17 protein-coding genes and 1 tRNA gene are annotated in these 16737 nt (G+C 46.9%); 5 read left to right on the plus strand and 13 right to left on the minus strand.

All coding sequences use genetic code 11. From position 1 onward, the window contains the following. Positions 1-64: 64 nt before the first annotated feature. The 6 genes from AC4OGX_RS08165 to AC4OGX_RS08190 form a co-directional block, all read right to left on the minus strand. Entirely contained in the window at positions 65-1171 is a 1107-nt protein-coding gene (locus tag AC4OGX_RS08165) for a hypothetical protein (protein WP_493329698.1), read from the minus strand. A gap of 97 nt (positions 1172-1268) precedes the next feature. Continuing rightward, positions 1269-3008, minus strand: a complete 1740-nt coding sequence (locus AC4OGX_RS08170) for an NADH-dependent [FeFe] hydrogenase, group A6 (RefSeq protein ID WP_493329700.1) — start codon at positions 3006-3008, stop codon at positions 1269-1271. Positions 3009-3024: 16 nt separating this feature from the next. Beyond that, entirely contained in the window at positions 3025-4812 is a 1788-nt protein-coding gene (nuoF, locus tag AC4OGX_RS08175) for an NADH-quinone oxidoreductase subunit NuoF (RefSeq protein ID WP_493329701.1), read from the minus strand. A gap of 18 nt (positions 4813-4830) precedes the next feature. Beyond that, positions 4831-5214, minus strand: coding sequence for a (2Fe-2S) ferredoxin domain-containing protein (locus AC4OGX_RS08180; RefSeq protein WP_493329702.1), 384 nt, complete (start codon positions 5212-5214; stop codon positions 4831-4833). Between the two features lie 11 nt (positions 5215-5225). After that, a complete protein-coding gene (locus AC4OGX_RS08185; RefSeq protein ID WP_493329704.1) occupies positions 5226-5786 on the minus strand; it encodes an ATP-binding protein in 561 nt (186 codons plus the stop codon). 4 nt (positions 5787-5790) lie between these two features. After that, positions 5791-6285: an NADH-quinone oxidoreductase subunit NuoE family protein gene (locus AC4OGX_RS08190; RefSeq protein ID WP_493329705.1), complete on the minus strand. Its 495-nt coding sequence runs from the start codon at positions 6283-6285 to the stop codon at positions 5791-5793. Positions 6286-6668: 383 nt separating this feature from the next. On the opposite strand from AC4OGX_RS08190, the gene AC4OGX_RS08195 reads away from it, so the two are divergent. From AC4OGX_RS08195 to AC4OGX_RS08215, 5 genes are read left to right on the plus strand one after another with little or no spacing between them, the layout of a single operon-like run. Next, a complete protein-coding gene (locus AC4OGX_RS08195) occupies positions 6669-7013 on the plus strand; it encodes a DRTGG domain-containing protein (RefSeq protein ID WP_493329706.1) in 345 nt (114 codons plus the stop codon). Then, the gene (locus AC4OGX_RS08200; RefSeq protein ID WP_493329707.1) at positions 7014-7436 is read left to right on the plus strand and encodes an ATP-binding protein; all 423 of its coding nucleotides are present in this window, start codon (positions 7014-7016) and stop codon (positions 7434-7436) included. Positions 7437-7474: 38 nt separating this feature from the next. After that, complete coding sequence (locus tag AC4OGX_RS08205; protein WP_493329708.1) at positions 7475-8875, plus strand: [Fe-Fe] hydrogenase large subunit C-terminal domain-containing protein; 1401 nt, start codon at positions 7475-7477, stop codon at positions 8873-8875. A gap of 52 nt (positions 8876-8927) precedes the next feature. Beyond that, on the plus strand, positions 8928-9260 hold the full coding sequence (locus AC4OGX_RS08210) for a hypothetical protein (protein ID WP_493329709.1): 333 nt from the start codon (positions 8928-8930) through the stop codon (positions 9258-9260). Beyond that, complete coding sequence (locus tag AC4OGX_RS08215) at positions 9257-9976, plus strand: PHP domain-containing protein (RefSeq protein WP_493329710.1); 720 nt, start codon at positions 9257-9259, stop codon at positions 9974-9976. The genes AC4OGX_RS08210 and AC4OGX_RS08215 overlap by 4 nt, the downstream gene beginning before the upstream one ends. A gap of 96 nt (positions 9977-10072) precedes the next feature. Here the strand turns inward: AC4OGX_RS08215 and AC4OGX_RS08220 are convergent, their stop codons facing one another. From AC4OGX_RS08220 to AC4OGX_RS08250, 7 genes are all read right to left on the minus strand, one after another. Then, entirely contained in the window at positions 10073-10765 is a 693-nt protein-coding gene (locus AC4OGX_RS08220; RefSeq protein ID WP_493329712.1) for a response regulator, read from the minus strand. Between the two features lie 13 nt (positions 10766-10778). Beyond that, positions 10779-12239: a sensor histidine kinase gene (locus tag AC4OGX_RS08225; protein WP_493329713.1), complete on the minus strand. Its 1461-nt coding sequence runs from the start codon at positions 12237-12239 to the stop codon at positions 10779-10781. Between the two features lie 114 nt (positions 12240-12353). Next, entirely contained in the window at positions 12354-13007 is a 654-nt protein-coding gene (locus AC4OGX_RS08230; protein WP_493329715.1) for a potassium channel family protein, read from the minus strand. A 19-nt stretch (positions 13008-13026) separates the two neighbouring features. Continuing rightward, positions 13027-14367: a TrkH family potassium uptake protein gene (locus AC4OGX_RS08235; protein ID WP_493329717.1), complete on the minus strand. Its 1341-nt coding sequence runs from the start codon at positions 14365-14367 to the stop codon at positions 13027-13029. Next, positions 14364-14831, minus strand: a complete 468-nt coding sequence (locus AC4OGX_RS08240; RefSeq protein WP_493329718.1) for a hypothetical protein — start codon at positions 14829-14831, stop codon at positions 14364-14366. The genes AC4OGX_RS08235 and AC4OGX_RS08240 overlap by 4 nt, the downstream gene beginning before the upstream one ends. 246 nt (positions 14832-15077) lie before the next feature. Beyond that, a tRNA-Gly gene (locus tag AC4OGX_RS08245) sits at positions 15078-15148 on the minus strand. Between the two features lie 300 nt (positions 15149-15448). Further along, a complete protein-coding gene (locus AC4OGX_RS08250) occupies positions 15449-16297 on the minus strand; it encodes a YihY/virulence factor BrkB family protein (RefSeq protein WP_493329720.1) in 849 nt (282 codons plus the stop codon). Between the last annotated feature and the right edge of the window lie 440 nt (positions 16298-16737).

Here is a 16737-nt window from a genome sequence, read left to right on the forward strand (position 1 = left end):
TTTATGTTCCTCCTGTTTTACGAGATTTTCTGTGCTTTCACTGCTGTTTACTGTAACAAACTCTTTATTCCGGTACCGGGCATATCTCGTTTATGAGCACATAGATGTCTGACGTACCATCACTGTTTAAGAATGACTCTGTACTCAGATCTACCTGCATCACTTTCTCCTCACCATAAACCGGGGATGCCACATATTTTTCCATACATTGCACATATGCCGCGCTGGCTGCATCAATATCGGGATAAGTATTGCTCTGAAACTCTTCCCAGGACTTCACGATACCGAGATTCGGTGTCGTTTTCACCTCGACCGTATAATCCCACTCGTCTAATGTCTTTTTAGGAATCCCAACAGTATACTTGCTCTGCTTTAGAATATTCTTATAAGCTTCCGTGAAACGCCCTTTATATGCTTCAGTCATATCGCTTGGCGGATCGAAGGCACCATCCCCCTCATACCACTTCTGAGCCTCTTCCTGGGTCCTTCCCGTATACCGCATGAATTCTGTGAATTCGCCTTTTAATGTGGCATCCAGATATGCCTGAAAGTATGTCCGTTCATCCATAATCCCGTTGATGGTTTCATAGGGCAGCATATACTCGGTGACAGCGTTCTTCATCACCTTTCTAATGTCTTTCTCTGATACTTTATAAGAATCTCCATCCTTTTCCACCTTAAAATCATATACGAGTTTTTCTGCATATACAGGTTTCTTCTTAAGTTCCTTTTTCACTTCTGTCAGAAGTCCGTCCAATGCCTCAGCCGGGTCCGCGCTCTTAAGAGCTCCAACATAGGTATCTATTGTATCCGCAGCCGAAAGCCGGAGATCCAGCGGGTCAAATGTGACTCTCGCCGTGTAGCTTCCTTCCTTTTCATCTATAGAGGCGATCTCGGGTTTCACCTTTGAATAGGCCGCACTCATAAAATAAAGATAGGCTTCCTCTGCCTCCTCCGGAAAAGTAAGTGTAAATTCATTTAATTCGTCCGTTTCCTTGATCCCGTCCTCCAGGAGTCCCGAAAAATCTTCTGCCTTTACCTTCAAAGAATTCAGCACTGTTTTCTTCACTGCTTCCTTTGGATCTTTCCTCACCTGTCCGCTGCATCCTGACAGGCACAGTCCGAAAACCATGATTCCTGCCAGCAGAAAACATAAACTCTTTTTCTTCATCTCACAGTCCTTTCACATCTCAGCTCTTATGCTTCTATAAGTAACCGCCTGTTCCATAGTATGAACAGGCGGCCCGTTTAAACAATAATTTAATTCTCTAATTAATACTGCGTTTCACATAACTGGTATGTAAGATATGGTGTGCTTTTTCGCTGCCCGGTTCTCCTAAATATTCCTCGTACAGCTTCTTGATCGATGGGTTATCATGTGACTTGCGCAGTGTCTTTGCCGCATCATTATCATACAATACTTTTGCACGGATTGCACGTACATCCTGGAAATTACGCACATCGGCATGTACCTGCGGCTGTCCGCCTCCGTTGACGCAACCACCCGGACAGCACATGATCTCGATGAAGTGATAATCAGCTTCCCCTGCACGCACCTTATCCATCAGAACCTTTGCATTCGATAATCCGGAAGCCACCGCTACCTTCACATCCATGCCGGCAACGTGGTAAACTGCTTCCTTGATCCCGTCTGTACCGCGGACATCTGTAAATTCCACACTTGCAAGTTCTTCTCCTGTCAGTTTCTCCACTGCGGTACGAAGAGCCGCCTCCATAACACCGCCAGTCGCACCGAAGATCACGGCTGCTCCTGTGGATTCACCCAGCGGATCGTCAAATCCTTCCTCCGGCAGGCTTCTAAAGTCGATGCCCACCTTGCGGATCAGACGTGCAAGCTCCCTGGTCGTAATAGAAATATCCACATCCGGTACGCCCGCTGCGTTCTGGTCATCCCGCCCGATCTCGAACTTCTTAGCGGTACAAGGCATCACGCTGACGCATACGATATCCTTCGGATCAAGTCCCATCTTCTCTGCATAGTAAGTCTTTGTAACCGCACCGAACATCTGCTGAGGTGACTTACAGCTTGACAGATGTTCGAGATCCGGATAGTAATGTTCGCAGTATTTGATCCATCCCGGAGAACAGGAGGTCATCATCGGAAGTACTCCGCCATTAACCACACGGCCTAAGAACTCATTCGCCTCTTCCATGATCGTCAGATCGGCACTGAAATCAGTGTCAAACACCTTGTCGAATCCGATCCTTCTCAGTGCGGCTGCCATCTTGCCTTCCACATCTGTACCCATCGGATATCCGAATTCTTCGCCTAAAGCAGCCCTGACAGACGGTGCCGGCTGTACGACCACATGCTTAGACGGATCAGCGATCGCTGCCAGGACATCGTCTACAAAGTCCTTCTCATATAATGCACCTGTCGGACATGCAGTGATACACTGTCCGCAGGATACACAGCTTGTGTCTCCCAGTCCCATCTCAAAGGCAGAGCCGATAAAGGATGCAAACCCACGGTAATTCGGGCCGATCACACCTACGGACTGTACCTTTTCACAGACTGCGGAACAGCGGCGGCACAGGATACACTTATTATTGTCGCGGATCATATGCGGTGCGCTGTCATCCAGTTCAAAATGAGGGGTCTCCCCTGCGAAATAATCCTCATCCTCCACGCCCAGCTCCTGGCAGAGCTCCTGCAGCTCGCATTTGCCGCTTCTTACACAGGAAAGGCACTTCTTCTCGTGGTTGGAAAGGATCAGCTTAAGGGTACGCTTTCTGGATTCGATCAGCTGCGGCGTATTCGTCAATACCTCCATTCCCTCATTGATCGGATGAACACAGGCAGCCACTAAATTCCTTGCACCCTTTACTTCTACGATACACATACGGCAGGCACCGATCTCATTGATCTCCTTTAAGTAGCACAGCGTAGGGATCTTGATCCCAGCCCCCCGTGCCGCCTCAAGGATAGTAGAACCTGCCGGTGCGCAGACATCTAAGCCATTGATTTTAATATTCACATTCTCCATATTCTTCTATCCTCCATTACTCTTTGTAGATTGCACCGAAACGGCATTTTTCCATGCAGGCGCCGCACTTCACGCACTTCTCCGGGTTGATCATATGCGGCTCTTTTACGCTGCCGATGATCGCACCTGCCGGACAGGTCCTTGCACATAAGGTACATCCTTTACACTTATCGGCATCGATCTTGTACTGGAGCAGGGACTTACATACGCCTGCCGGACATCTCTTATCAACGATATGTGCAATGTATTCATCTCTAAAGTACTTGAGAGTAGAAATCACTGGGTTTGGTGCTGTCTGTCCCAGCGCACAGAGTGAATTCGTCTTTAAATGATTACATAATTCTTCCAGTTTATCCAGGTCTTCCATAGTGCCCTGTCCCTTTGTGATCTTATCCAGGATCTCCAGCATACGCCTGGTACCGATCCGGCACGGTGTACACTTGCCGCAGGACTCATCTACGGTAAACTCCAGGAAAAACTTGGCGATATCTACCATACAGTTATCTTCATCCATAACGATCAAACCGCCGGAGCCCATCATGGAACCGATAGCGATCAGGTTGTCATAGTCGATCGGCACATCAAAATGCTCTGCCGGAATACATCCGCCGGACGGACCGCCTGTCTGGGCTGCCTTAAATTTCTTTCCGTTGGGCACACCGCCGCCGATCTCCTCTACGATCTCGCGCAGTGTGGTTCCCATCGGGATCTCAACAAGACCCGTGTTGTTGATCTTGCCGCCTAAGGCAAATACTTTTGTTCCTTTTGACTTTTCCGTACCCATGGATGCGAACCACTCGGGCCCGTTCACAATGATCTGAGGAATATTCGCATAAGTCTCAACGTTATTCAGGATGGTTGGCTTCTGGAACAGACCTTTGAGCGCCGGGAATGGCGGACGGGGTCTTGGCTCTCCTCTGTTGCCTTCAATAGAGGTCATTAAAGCGGTCTCTTCGCCGCAGACAAATGCACCTGCCCCCAGTCTCAGTTCAATATCAAAATCAAATCCGCTGCCAAAGATATCTTTCCCCAGAAGGCCGTATTCTCTTGCCTGTCCGATGGCGATCTCCAGCCGCTTTACAGCGATCGGATATTCTGCACGCACATAAATGTATCCCTGGGAAGCACCGATGGCATAACCTGCGATCGTCATGGCCTCCAGCACAACGTGCGGGTCACCTTCCAGTACGGAACGGTCCATGAATGCGCCCGGATCACCCTCGTCAGCATTACAGCAGACATACTTCTGATCCGCTTCATTAGCCGCTGCAAATTTCCATTTGAGACCTGTCGGGAAACCGGCACCACCGCGTCCTCTCAAACCGCTGTCCAACAATATCTGGATTACGTCTTCCGGTTTCTTCTGTGTCAAAACGATCCCCAGAGCTTCGTAACCGCCTGTACCTATGTATTCTTCGATATTCTCCGGATTGATGACACCACAGTTGCGTAATGCAACTCTCTTCTGCTTCTTATAGAAATTGGTCTCATTGAGCGGCAGGATCTTCTCTGATTTTGTTGTCTCATCATAGAGAAGGCGTTTTACCACTCTTCCTTTTAACAGATGTTCGGATACGATCTCCGGAATATCATCCTCCTGCACCATAGAATAGAAGGAACCCTCCGGATATACGATCATAATCGGTCCCAGCGCACACAGACCGAAGCATCCGGTCTTTACCACTCCAACCTCTTCCTCGAGTCCCTGGGCTTTGATCTCTTTTTCAAGTCTTTCTATAATTCTCTGGCTTCCGGAAGAAGTACAGCCTGTTCCGCCGCAAACCAAAACGTGTGAACGATACATAATCTTCTGCCTCCTTTATTATTTTTCAGCGTTCTTCTGGGCCGCACCTAATGTATACTTTGTGACTACCTGGCCGTCTATCAGATGCATTCTCAGAACTTCCATTGCTTTTTCAGGAGTCATCCATACATATGTAACCTTCTCCTTGCCCGGTTCCATGACCTCAACGATCGGTTCATACTGGCACAGTCCGATACAGCCTGTCTGTGTCACATTGATATTCGTAAGTCCCTGTTCCTGTACAGCATCGGAAAGTGCCGTCAAAACCGGCCTTGCCCCGCTTGCGATCCCGCAGGTCGCCATTCCGACTACTACACGAATCTGATCCTCACTCTCACCGCGGATCCCTACTTTGCCCTGCATTTTTTCTCTGATTGCACGTAATTCTTCAAGAGATTTCATATATTTCCTCCTTATATATCCGCTCCCTGGTCCGTCTCTGCTTTGTTGGATTCCAGAAATTCCCTGATGAATCCGGAGACCTCCGGGTCCTTCAATGGGATCTCTTCGCCGAGTATCTCCCGGATCTCCCGGGTATCCAGCACGAATTCCCTGTCATCATACCGGTAAGTATAGATGAACCGGATCTCCTCGTTGAAAACAACCAGCGTATGTATCGTGGAGCTCATGTCCCCGAGCGGCATCCTGTCTATATTTGATAACTGGAAAACAGCTGTGACAGCTGTTCCCTTCCCTTCCTCTGACATCATGGAAAAGCTTCCCCCTGCACTCTCTGCAGCCTGTTTGAAAAAAGGCACTCCCAATCCCACCTTGCGTGTCGTCCTGGTCGTGTAAAAAGGATCCTGCACTTTTTCTATCTGCTCAGCCGACATCCCGCAGCCATTATCCTTTATGACCACTGTCAGCTTATCCTCTTTTGTCTGTACAAAAACCCCGATTTCAATAAGTGATGCTCCTGCACGCACAGAATTCTCTGCTACATCCAGAATGTTCAGTGATATCTCCGGCATCATAGGCTTATTCGTATTTTGCTAAAATGTCGTCAATGTCATCCACCGTCAGACGTCCGTATACTTCGCCGTTGATCATCATGACCGGTGCAAGTCCGCATGCACCTACACAGCGGCATGCATCTAAAGAGAATTTCCCGTCCGGTGTACACTCCCCGCCAACGATCCCAAGTTTTTCCATCAGAGCATTGTAAATATCCCCGGAGCCTTTTACATAACATGCGGTTCCAAGACAGACGGAAATCTGATATTTTCCCTTGGGGCTTAATGTGAACTGTGAATAGAATGTTACAACACCATAAATCTTTTCCAGAGGAATCCCTGTTTCATTCGAAATGATCGTCTGTACCTCTATTGGAAGATATCCGTAAATATCCTGAGCTTTCTGAAGAATCGGCATCAGTGCGCCTTTCTCATCTTTCAGCTCAGCTATTACTTTTAATAATGAATCTTCCTGTTCCTTTGTTCCTGAAAATGGAACTGTCTGTTTCTTTGCGAGCATCGCTTAACCTCCATTTCTTTTTTGGACTATATTTTGTTTCATCATACCATAATATAGCACAATATTCCAGCATTATTTTCTCACATTTTTGTATATATTACCTGATATCCATTCTCATTTTCGTCACTATTTTTACTCTTTTCACATTTTCCTTATCTATAAGTCAACCACTTTTTATACAACTAGCACAATTACCATGATTGCTTTTTAAACATACTGATGCTATACTAAGTTCAAGATTTTAACCTCATCTGGGAAGTAAAAACTCCTGCTGATAAGCAGCTATGAGGTTATAAGGAAGTAACGCAGCGGGCTTAGGACTATCCGCTTCGACCTGAATTTCACAAGATTTTATCCTTTTATTCAGGATGATAGGAGGGCTTATGACAATAGGAGAAATGCAGAAACTACTCAACGCCGAAGTTTTATACGGTGAAGAATTACTGGACCTGGATGCCAGATTAGTGTTCTCAGCCGACATGATGAGCGACGTTCTTGCCTACGCCGGGGAATGTTCTGTCTTAATCACAGGACTATGTAATCCGCAGGTCGTGCGGACTGCTGAGATGCTTGATATTGCCTGTATCATCTTTGTACGGGGCAAGATGCCTGATGAGAACATCATTGCCCTTGCGCGTGCAAAAGGCATGGCTGTCCTTGCCACAAAACATTATATGTTCACCACATGCGGAATATTATACGAACATGGGATGCGGGGAGGTGCTTAGATGAGTGAACAGTTAGTATTTACATATGAAATTCCCGGAGACGACTTTACGCGCGCCGGGGAAGCAAGCAGCGCGGTCAAGAATAAACTAAAGATGCTCGGAGTTGATAATTCAGCGATCCGTAAGGTTGCCATCGCCATGTACGAGGGCGAGATCAATATGGTGATTCATGCCAATGGCGGGACTCTTACGGTGACCATCTCCGATGAAGAGATCGTAATGGTCCTGGCTGATAAAGGCCCCGGGATCCCGAATATCGAAAAAGCAATGCAGGAGGGGTACTCCACCGCCCCTGAGGAGGTTCGTTCCCTTGGTTTTGGCGCCGGTATGGGACTGCCGAACATGAAGAAATATTCTGATGATTTCCACATAGATTCTGAGGTCGGTGTCGGGACCACCGTCACGATGAAGGTGTTCATCTGATTTTACGATTTTCCTGGTTTGGATAGAAAGGAGGCCACATGGATAAATTCATACGTTCTGTCCGTCTCAATGAAGCTGCCTGCCAGGGCTGTATCAACTGTATCAAATACTGCCCCACCCAGGCGATCCGTGTACATAACGGGAAGGCCCATATCATCGATAAATTCTGCATCGACTGCGGCAGGTGCATCCGCTACTGTCCGCACCATGCCAAGATACCGGAATATGATTCCCTGAATGTACTGAACAATTATAAGTATACGGTTGCTCTGCCTGCACCATCTCTCTATGCCCAGTACAATAACCTGACGAATGTGGATATCGTTCTGAATGCATTATTGAAGCTGGGATTTGACGATGTATTTGAGGTCAGTGCTGCCGCTGAGCTTGTCTCGGAAGCATCCCGGGAATATATCAAGGCACACGCGGAGGAAGGGCCCTTCATCAGTTCTGCCTGTCCTTCTGTTGTCCGGCTGATCCGGGTAAAATTCCCTGCTCTGATCTCCAAGCTCCTTCCCATCAAGCCCCCGGTCGAGATCGCGGCAGAGATCGCCCGGGCGCGTGCGGTAGAAAAGACCGGACTGCCCTCCAGTGACATCGGCATCATCTTTATTTCCCCCTGTCCGTCAAAGGTTTCTTATGCAAAGGCCCCCCTGGGGATCGCCAAGAGCAACATCGACAATGTGGTGGCGATCAAAGATGTCTATCCGCTTCTCCTGCCCCATATGAGCAGGGATGAAAGTCAGCTTAAGCCGCTTTCCAGCTCCGGCCGCATCGGACTTGGCTGGGGAAATGCAGGCGGTGAAGTGGGCGGTCTTCTGATCGACAGTTATCTGGCAGCAGACGGGATCGTCAATATCCTGCGTGTCCTTGAGGCGATCGAGGATGAGAAGATCCACGGCTTAAAGTTCATTGAGCTAAATGCCTGCAACGGCGGCTGCGTCGGGGGAACTCTGACCGTTGAGAATGCTTATGTGGCTACTACTAAGACCAAGCGCCTGATCCGGTATCAGCCTGTTTCCAAGAGCCATCTGTCCACCCACCCGGAGATCGAGAATCTCTACTGGGATGACAATGTGGAATACGAACCTGTATTCCGGCTTGGTAATACTTTTAAGGAAAGCCTGGAGATGATGAGCACGGTGGAAGAACTGACCAAAAAATTCCCCGGACTCGACTGCGGCTCCTGCGGTGCCCCTACCTGCCAGACTCTGGCAGAAGATATCGTCCGTGGTGTGGCGACCAGCAATGATTGTATCTACGTGCTCCGTGAGCATATTGCCAGCCTGTCCAAAGAGATCGACTTTCTCTCTAAAGCCTCCGGACAGACCTGCGGATTCGAAGACGAAAGCACAAAGCTTCTGCATGAATATATCCATAAACTTACCACGGAATTAGATTCTTTTGGAGTACCGGAACAAAAGAAAGAATCACCCTGAACCCGGTGTTTCACTGCCGGATCATTGTATCTTAGAAAGGAGAATGAATTCTATGAAGCTTAAGACGGTATTGGCCCTGCCGGACTGTCAGGTCCTGGTAAAAGGAGACCCTGACCGGGAGATCTCCAAGGTATTCTGCTGTGACCTTTTAAGTATCGCCATGGGCAAAGCCCCGGCTGACGGTGTATGGGTTACAGTGATGGGGAACAAGAATACACTGGCAGTTGCCTCTCTGACAGATGTTGCCTGCATCATTCTGGCAGAAGGTGTGAAGCTGGATGAAGGAACGCTGGCTCAGGCAGAGAAGGAAGGGATCGCCGTGCTTGCCTGCAGCCTGCCGGTGTTTGATATGGCACTAAAGGTACACGAGGCCGGAAAGGCATGACACCGCTTTATTATGACCTTCACCTCCACTCCTGCCTTTCCCCGTGCGGAGATGATGATATGACACCTGCCAATCTCGTAGGGATGGCTGCTGTCAAGGGTTTAGATGTGATCGCCCTGACGGATCACAACAGCTGCAGGAACTGCCCTGCAGCTATTTTCCACGGGAAGAATTACGGTGTGATCGTAATTCCCGGAATGGAACTGTGCACCGCTGAGGAAGTCCACGTCATCTGCCTCTTTGATACCTTGGACCATGCCCTTTCCTTTGACCGGTATGTCTATGAACACCTGATGCCGGTTCGCAATCGAGAGGATATCTTCGGAAAACAGCAGATCATGAATGAAAAGGACGAGGTGGTCGGTACAATAGACAACCTGCTGATCAATGCAACGGATATCCCGTTCGATGAAGCAGTCCCTCTTGCAGGCTCATTTGGCGGGATCGCTTACCCTGCACATATTGACAAGACCTCCACCAGCCTTTTGAGCAACCTGGGCTTCGTGCCTCCTGACAGCACCTTTACCTGTGCAGAGATCCATGACCTTAGGAACCTGCACCGGATCCAGAAGGAGCATCCTTACTTTTTAAACTGCAGTATCGTCAGCAGCTCCGATGCCCACTATCTGGAAGATATCCGGGAGCCCCAATATCAGATATTCCCTGAATCACGTGAGATCGCAGATATACTCAGGGCGGTGAATACAAAGCTGTAAAGTCGGAAATGATGGAATTAAAAAGGAGCACGATCCGTGAAAAGACCGTGCTCCTCTGTGTTTCCTTACTCTAGTTCTTTCTATCCGGCCTGCAGATTACTCCTTAAACCGATACCCCACCCCTACCTCGGTAACAATAAACCTCGGTTCCGCCGGATTCTTCTCGATCTTTCTTCTTAAAGTTGCCATAAATACTCTAAGTGTTCCTGCCTCCACGCCTTCTCCGTATCCCCAGATCTCCTTTAGTATATAATTATGTGTAAGCACTTTTCCCCGGTTGGCGATCAGAAGCACTAAGATCTTATATTCGATGGGAGTCAGATGGATCTCCTCTCCGTCGATCAGAACACTGCGCTTTGCATAATCTACAGTCAGATAATCCTGCTGGAACATCTCCTCCGCACTCTCTGCCGGCATGCTCTCTATTTTACGCATGGCAACCCGTATTCTGGCCAAAAGCTCTCCCATATAAAACGGCTTGGTCACATAATCGTCCGCCCCTGCATCCAGGGCCTCGATCTTCTCCTGCTCTTCCTGCCTGGCCGACACAACGATGATCGGCGTATTCGACAGCTCCCTGACATTTTTCACCACGTCGATCCCTTCCCCGTCCGGCAGTCCTAAATCCAGCAGAATCATATCCGGCTGGTTCGCATAGAAAAGGCTGATCGCCTCCTTCACAGATTTTGCCACATAGTAACCATAGCCCTCATCCTTCAAAGTCATGCTCATAAAGTTTACGATATACTTATCATCCTCTACAATTAAAATTGTCTTTTTTTCCTTCATTCTTTACCACCTGTCAATCCTTGTCCGTCTGATCTGCCTGTCTTGCCTCCAGCCAGAATGTAAATCTCGCACCACCTTCTGAGCGGTTCTCGGCCCATATCTTTCCGCCATGGGCCTTTACCACTTCCCGGCAGATCGCGAGACCCAGTCCGATTCCCCTCTTCTGGTCCGTGCTCTTATCAGAAAGGGATACAAATTCATCAAATATTTTCTCCTCCATCCCTTCCTCGATCCCATCTCCATCATCTTCCACCACAAAATATACCCGGCCATGACGGTAGGAAACATTCAAACTGATATATCCACTGTCCTCCGTATGTTTCATCGCATTATCCAGCAGATTTACCAGTACCTGCATGATCATCTTGCTGTCCATCTCAGCCACAACAACCCGGTCCGGCAGTGTGATCCGAAAGCTGCGTTTATTCTTAAGGCCGATCACATGCTTCTCAGCTTCATAGATGACATCATCCACCACTTCCTGATGTTTCTCGATAAACTGCTGTCCGCTCTCGATCTTGGTCATGCTCAGAATATTTTCCATCATTTTCATCAGCCACATCGCCTGCTCCATCACATCCCGGACCAGGCCGTTTTTTGCCTCGATCCCCATGGAGTGATTCTCCAGGATCAAACTACAGTCGCCCATGATCCCGGTAAGCGGTGTCCTGAAATCATGGGAAATACTCCTGAGCATGCTGCTCTTCATATGCTCCCGTTCAACCTCCAGCTTGATCTGCTCCTGCTCCGCATAGATCAGTTCACGGTCCAGCGCGATCCCGATCTGGTTGGCAGCCGTCTTCACAAGCATCTCTGCCTCTGCCACAAGCCCCTGGTTATGATTAAATACCTTCAAGGTCCCCAGCTGCCTGACCATCCCGATGATCGGAAACATCAGGTAATCCTTGGATGTATATTCCTTTGCTGCTCCGGCACCGATCGTCTCTCCCTCCAGCTCCACGATGCAATCATACCCGGTGTGCTCATAAATATACCGGATCCCAAGCTGTATGATATTCTCTTTCCCCGTTACATTAATGAACTTCTCAGACATTTCATAAAGCCGAAGCGCCGTCTCCTCACTGTGCTGTGCGATCAAAAGCTGTTTCTGGAACCGTGCAGTCAGACTGGAGGAAATACAGGCAGCCAACAAAAAGAATCCCATCAGAGCTACGTCGTTGGGATTCATAATTGCAAACGTGTGGACAGGAACCGTGAAAAAGTAGTTGAACATCATAACACTGACAATAGCGCCTATGATCCCGTACTCATATCCCCGTGTAAACACGCTGATCAGGAGCACGCCCACCATAAACACCATCAGACAGTTTTCCTTTGCCACACCAGCCTGGTTTAAGATCAGACAGACCAGGCTGGCTGTAAGGACGATCAAAATAGTCCGCAGTGCATAATTCACCTTTTTATTCTTCGCAATATTTCTGACAGTTCTGACAGCCTTCACAGCTTCTTTCATACCTCCACGGTCCTTTCTATTGGATCTTCAGCAGATCCCTCTTCCATGCCATCACCGCTTCTTCACAGATCAGATTCCAAGCAGTTGTGGCCTATCTGATTCCATCATAACATCTTACTCGATATTTGCCAATATCCGGTCAATATCCTTTCTAAGTCCCACTACCATCAGATGGTCTGTTTCATCCAGAAGCCTGTCAGCCTGCGGCAGAAGCTGCAGATGTCCGTTTTTCTTTATTCCCAGGATGCTGACATGATATTTCGAGCGGATCGCCAGCTGACGGATACTTTTCCCGACCCATTCCTTCATCGGCGGAATTTCAAAAATAGAATAGCCTTCTGTCAGTTCAATATAATCAAATACATGGTTCGCGCTGTGTTTAACTGCCAGACGCTCTGCAATGTCCCGGTCAGGGTAAATCACCTCATCTGCCCCATTCCTCAGCAGGAACTTCGCATGGATATCCCGATTTGCCTTGCTTACTACATATTTTGCACCCATCTCCTTGATCAGACTGGTGATCTCTAAACTGCTCTGGAAGTTAGAACCTATACATACAAAGCAAATATCAAAATTTCCTACCCCCAGGCTTCTTAAAACATCCTCGTTGGTGCAGTCTCCCACCTTTGCCATTGTAGCATAAGGGAGCAGATCCTGCATGCACTCCTCATCCCGGTCTACGATCATAACCTCATTTCCCAGCTGTGACATATTGATGCACAGATGGTGTCCCAGTCTTCCCAGACCTATAATCAATACTGTCTTCATTTACTATCCCTCCATTAATCTAACCGATCATAATCTGCTCTGCAGGCACCTTCACCGGCGGCTCGGTCTTATGTCCGCGCAGTGACAATGCAAATGTCATACTGCCGATCCTGCCGCAGTACATCAGGAAAATCAAAACTATTTTTGAGACCGTCACCATATCCCTTGTGATCCCCGTAGACATACCCACAGTCCCGATCGCTGAGATCACTTCAAATGCGGCATCCGTGACAGGTACGGGTTGTACAGTAATGATGATCAATACTGCCAGTATAACGGAAAATAAATTGATACATAATACAGCACTTGCCTTTCTGATAGACCCATCATCCAGTCTTCTTCCCATGATATTACAATGTGCTTCTTTTTTCAAGTTCGCATGTACATACACAAGAAGCACCACAAAGGTGGTCGTCTTGATACCACCCGCCGTTGATCCCGGACTTCCGCCGATAAACATGAGTATAGAGGTCAAAAGCTTGCTGCTGTCCGTCAGAGCTGCTGTGTCTACCGTATTAAAGCCTGCCGTCCTTGCAGTCACAGATCCAAATAAGGAGCATAAGATCTTGTCATCAAGGGGCATCCCTGCGATCGTATGGTTTTGCTCAAAGAAAAAGAGCAGCGCAGCTCCTCCAAAAACAAGTATAAATGTAGAGATCAATACGATCTTTGTGTGGAGACGGTATTTTTTAAAGGAAAGCTTATTTACCGAAATATCATTCCACACGAAAAACCCGATACCACCTATAATGATCAAACTCATGATCACCAGATTAACTACCCAGTCATTATAATAGGGGGAAAAAGAAGAATAAGCCCCATTCTCTCCCATCAGATCAAATCCTGCATTACAGAAAGCAGATATGGAGTGAAAGACCCCAAAGTAAACTGCCTTTCCAAGACTCATGTTCTCACTGAACCGAAACGCCAGGATCAAGGCTCCCAGCCCTTCGAAAAAAAGTGTCCCTACTATGATCTTCTTTGCCAGCCTGACAATTCCGCCGACCTGCATGATATTCACACTCTCCTGGAGCGTGCCTCTAGTCCAAAGTCCGATCTTCCTTCTCAGGACGATCGCAAAAAAGACCCCGATCGTCATAAATCCAAGTCCGCCGATCTGGATGATCGCAAGGATCACACACTGTCCGAATGTGGACCAGTACTGGAATGTGTCTGCGATCACAAGTCCTGTCACACATGCGGCGGAAGTTGAAGTGAACAGGGCATCCACCGCCGGAGTACTCACACCTGACCTGGTGGAGACTGGCAGCATGAGAAGCCCTGCCCCTATAAATATGATCAGACAATAGCCGATCACGATCATCTGTGTCTGTGTCAAACGCTTTGTAAAGAATTTCATGCTGCACCGACCTCGTTTTCCATAATCAGCAGTTCCAGACGCTGCATGAGTTCCTCTTTTTCTGTAAATACGGTAAAGTGTGCCTGCCGGTACAATCTCATATTTGCCTTCTCATTACAGAGGCTGAAAATCTGCGCCTTCGGATACATTTTTCGGAACAGGGTACATGCGGACAGATTATCGATATCCGAATTAGAGACAGCCGCCAGATATTCCACATGCTTCCAATCCCTGTCAATATAGAGAGTCTCCATATAAATCGGCTGAATCCCTGCCTGTTCAAACCAGGCTGAAATCTGCTCCACTTCTTTGCTTTTCCCAAATATCACAGCATATTCCCTCTTTCTGACTGCCTTATGGAGCTTCTGCTCCTCATCCATGAAACAGTCCAAGCCTTTCATCAGATAAAACCCATATAATGCACCTGCTGTTACAATAATTCCTAAAATTAAATTTGTCAACATTATCATCACCTTCTTTTCTTACTTTTATGATAGTACCTTTTCTATTAAGGCGGTGATAAAATTATGGGAGGATCTATTAAGATTTTGTTTAGATATATGAGATCAACAAAACAGGCTATGGTGGATTATCAATACGTTTAAATGTTAAGCCAAGTTGAGACTAAAATCATCTGCACTTTATCCCGATGCCAAGAAAATGAGTCAAAAAAAGAAGCCCTAAAATTAGGACTTCTTGTAATGAGATAGAGCAGATAACGGGAATCGAACCCGCCTCTCCAGCTTGGGAAGCTAGCATTCTACCGATGAACTATATCTGCATGTGATTTATTATAAAACTTTTCTGCAATGAAATCAAGTACTTTTTATTCTTTATTATTATTATCTTTATTGTTATTACCCAAAGTTATTATCTTTATCACTCTATTGTTGACTTGTGAAAATGTCTCTTAGAAGATCACTTGTGATTCCATTCCTATTTGCTAAACTATAACATTTTACAAGAGAAGGCATGACTGCACTGCTGCCAAAACAATTTTTCGGGAAACTAAAGTCTGCTTTGTAAAGGGACAGTTCCCTCTTTAAAAAACAGACCTTTCATACATGAACAACAAGTTCTTCTATCTTTCCCATCTGCGCCCATATCCTTCCAGCAGTGCATTGAGCTCTCCTCCAAGCAGAATGATATACATACAGAAGTACAGCCACAGCATAATCAAAATGATCGTGGTCAGACTGCCGTACATATCTGTAAAGCCTGTAAAAATATCCAGATAAATAGAGAACACAAAGGACATCAGCAGCCATCCGCATGATGTAAATACTGCGCCTGGAAGCTGCTGCTTCATGGTGGTCTTTGACAGATGGGTACGGTCCGGCAGAAACTTATACACAAGATCCCAGAAAAGTGTCAGCACGACCAGTGTCAGCAGTGTCCTGATACGGATGATTAGATCCATCACTTTCGTCAGCACCGGTACATGCTTATACACGACCAGACTGATACTGTTACCGAATACGGATAGTGTCAGGGAAAGTACGATCGCAAGGATAAATATGACTGTATAAAAAGATGCCCTGAAACGCAGATAAATATAATTTCTTGACTCTGTATTCTCATAGATCAAATTTAGGCCCGAAGTCATAGCAAGTACACCCTTGCCTGCTGACCACAATGCAACAATGATCGTAACCGGGATGACAGTTCCTGACTGAGCATATACCTGATTCACGATCGATACGATCAATCCCTCCACAGAACTTGGAAAAACCTGCTTTACCGCAGCCATTACATCCGGCTGAGTCACCGGTGTGAACTGCACCAATGTAAGAAGCAGTAAAATGATCGGGATTAATGACAACACAAAGAAATATGCCGCCTGTGCCGCATATGCCCCTGTGTGGTGTGAACTAACTGATGCTGCCAAAGAATAAACTTTTCCTACGGCTTTCCTAATTTTTCCCTTCATTCTGTTCTCCTGAAAATAATTCTTTGTATCTCTTTCAATCAAGATCCGTTTCTTTACCGCGGATGCACTTTGAAATAAACTTTTCAAATCATACCACAAAGCTGAAACTTATTCAAGCCTATTTCAAAGGGGTCAGGCCCTTTTGCAGTCCATTTTCAGAATATTCTCAAATCACCTTATAATAGATCAACCTTCTTGGATTGTAAATGGGAACAAGGAGGTTGATCTATTATAAGATAGTTTAAGAATATTCTGAATTCGGAGTGCAAAAGGGTCTGACCCCTATGCAAACAACAAAAAACGATACCCTTTTTAGGTATCGCTTCTCTCATCCCATCTATTATGATGTACCTTCAAAACTACATACAAAGAATCTTTTACATCCATTATCCTACCACCATGTTTGGTTATGCCCTCGACCTATTAGTAACAGTCAGCTC

The sequence above is a fragment of the Faecalicatena sp. genome (genome assembly GCF_058819085.1).

Excerpts from the sequence above, each read along its gene's own strand:
- AC4OGX_RS08165 (WP_493329698.1), bottom strand. The coding sequence starts at position 1,171 with ATGAAGAAAAAGAGTTTATGTTTTCTGCTGGCAGGAATCATGGTTTTC.
- AC4OGX_RS08170 (WP_493329700.1), bottom strand. The coding sequence starts at position 3,008 with ATGGAGAATGTGAATATTAAAATCAATGGCTTAGATGTCTGCGCACCG.
- nuoF (WP_493329701.1), bottom strand. The coding sequence starts at position 4,812 with ATGTATCGTTCACACGTTTTGGTTTGCGGCGGAACAGGCTGTACTTCT.
- AC4OGX_RS08180 (WP_493329702.1), bottom strand. The coding sequence starts at position 5,214 with ATGAAATCTCTTGAAGAATTACGTGCAATCAGAGAAAAAATGCAGGGC.
- AC4OGX_RS08185 (WP_493329704.1), bottom strand. The coding sequence starts at position 5,786 with ATGATGCCGGAGATATCACTGAACATTCTGGATGTAGCAGAGAATTCT.
- AC4OGX_RS08190 (WP_493329705.1), bottom strand. The coding sequence starts at position 6,285 with ATGCTCGCAAAGAAACAGACAGTTCCATTTTCAGGAACAAAGGAACAG.
- AC4OGX_RS08195 (WP_493329706.1), top strand. The coding sequence starts at position 6,669 with ATGACAATAGGAGAAATGCAGAAACTACTCAACGCCGAAGTTTTATAC.
- AC4OGX_RS08200 (WP_493329707.1), top strand. The coding sequence starts at position 7,014 with ATGAGTGAACAGTTAGTATTTACATATGAAATTCCCGGAGACGACTTT.
- AC4OGX_RS08205 (WP_493329708.1), top strand. The coding sequence starts at position 7,475 with ATGGATAAATTCATACGTTCTGTCCGTCTCAATGAAGCTGCCTGCCAG.
- AC4OGX_RS08210 (WP_493329709.1), top strand. The coding sequence starts at position 8,928 with ATGAAGCTTAAGACGGTATTGGCCCTGCCGGACTGTCAGGTCCTGGTA.
- AC4OGX_RS08215 (WP_493329710.1), top strand. The coding sequence starts at position 9,257 with ATGACACCGCTTTATTATGACCTTCACCTCCACTCCTGCCTTTCCCCG.
- AC4OGX_RS08220 (WP_493329712.1), bottom strand. The coding sequence starts at position 10,765 with ATGAAGGAAAAAAAGACAATTTTAATTGTAGAGGATGATAAGTATATC.
- AC4OGX_RS08225 (WP_493329713.1), bottom strand. The coding sequence starts at position 12,239 with ATGAAAGAAGCTGTGAAGGCTGTCAGAACTGTCAGAAATATTGCGAAG.
- AC4OGX_RS08230 (WP_493329715.1), bottom strand. The coding sequence starts at position 13,007 with ATGAAGACAGTATTGATTATAGGTCTGGGAAGACTGGGACACCATCTG.
- AC4OGX_RS08235 (WP_493329717.1), bottom strand. The coding sequence starts at position 14,367 with ATGAAATTCTTTACAAAGCGTTTGACACAGACACAGATGATCGTGATC.
- AC4OGX_RS08240 (WP_493329718.1), bottom strand. The coding sequence starts at position 14,831 with ATGTTGACAAATTTAATTTTAGGAATTATTGTAACAGCAGGTGCATTA.
- AC4OGX_RS08250 (WP_493329720.1), bottom strand. The coding sequence starts at position 16,297 with ATGAAGGGAAAAATTAGGAAAGCCGTAGGAAAAGTTTATTCTTTGGCA.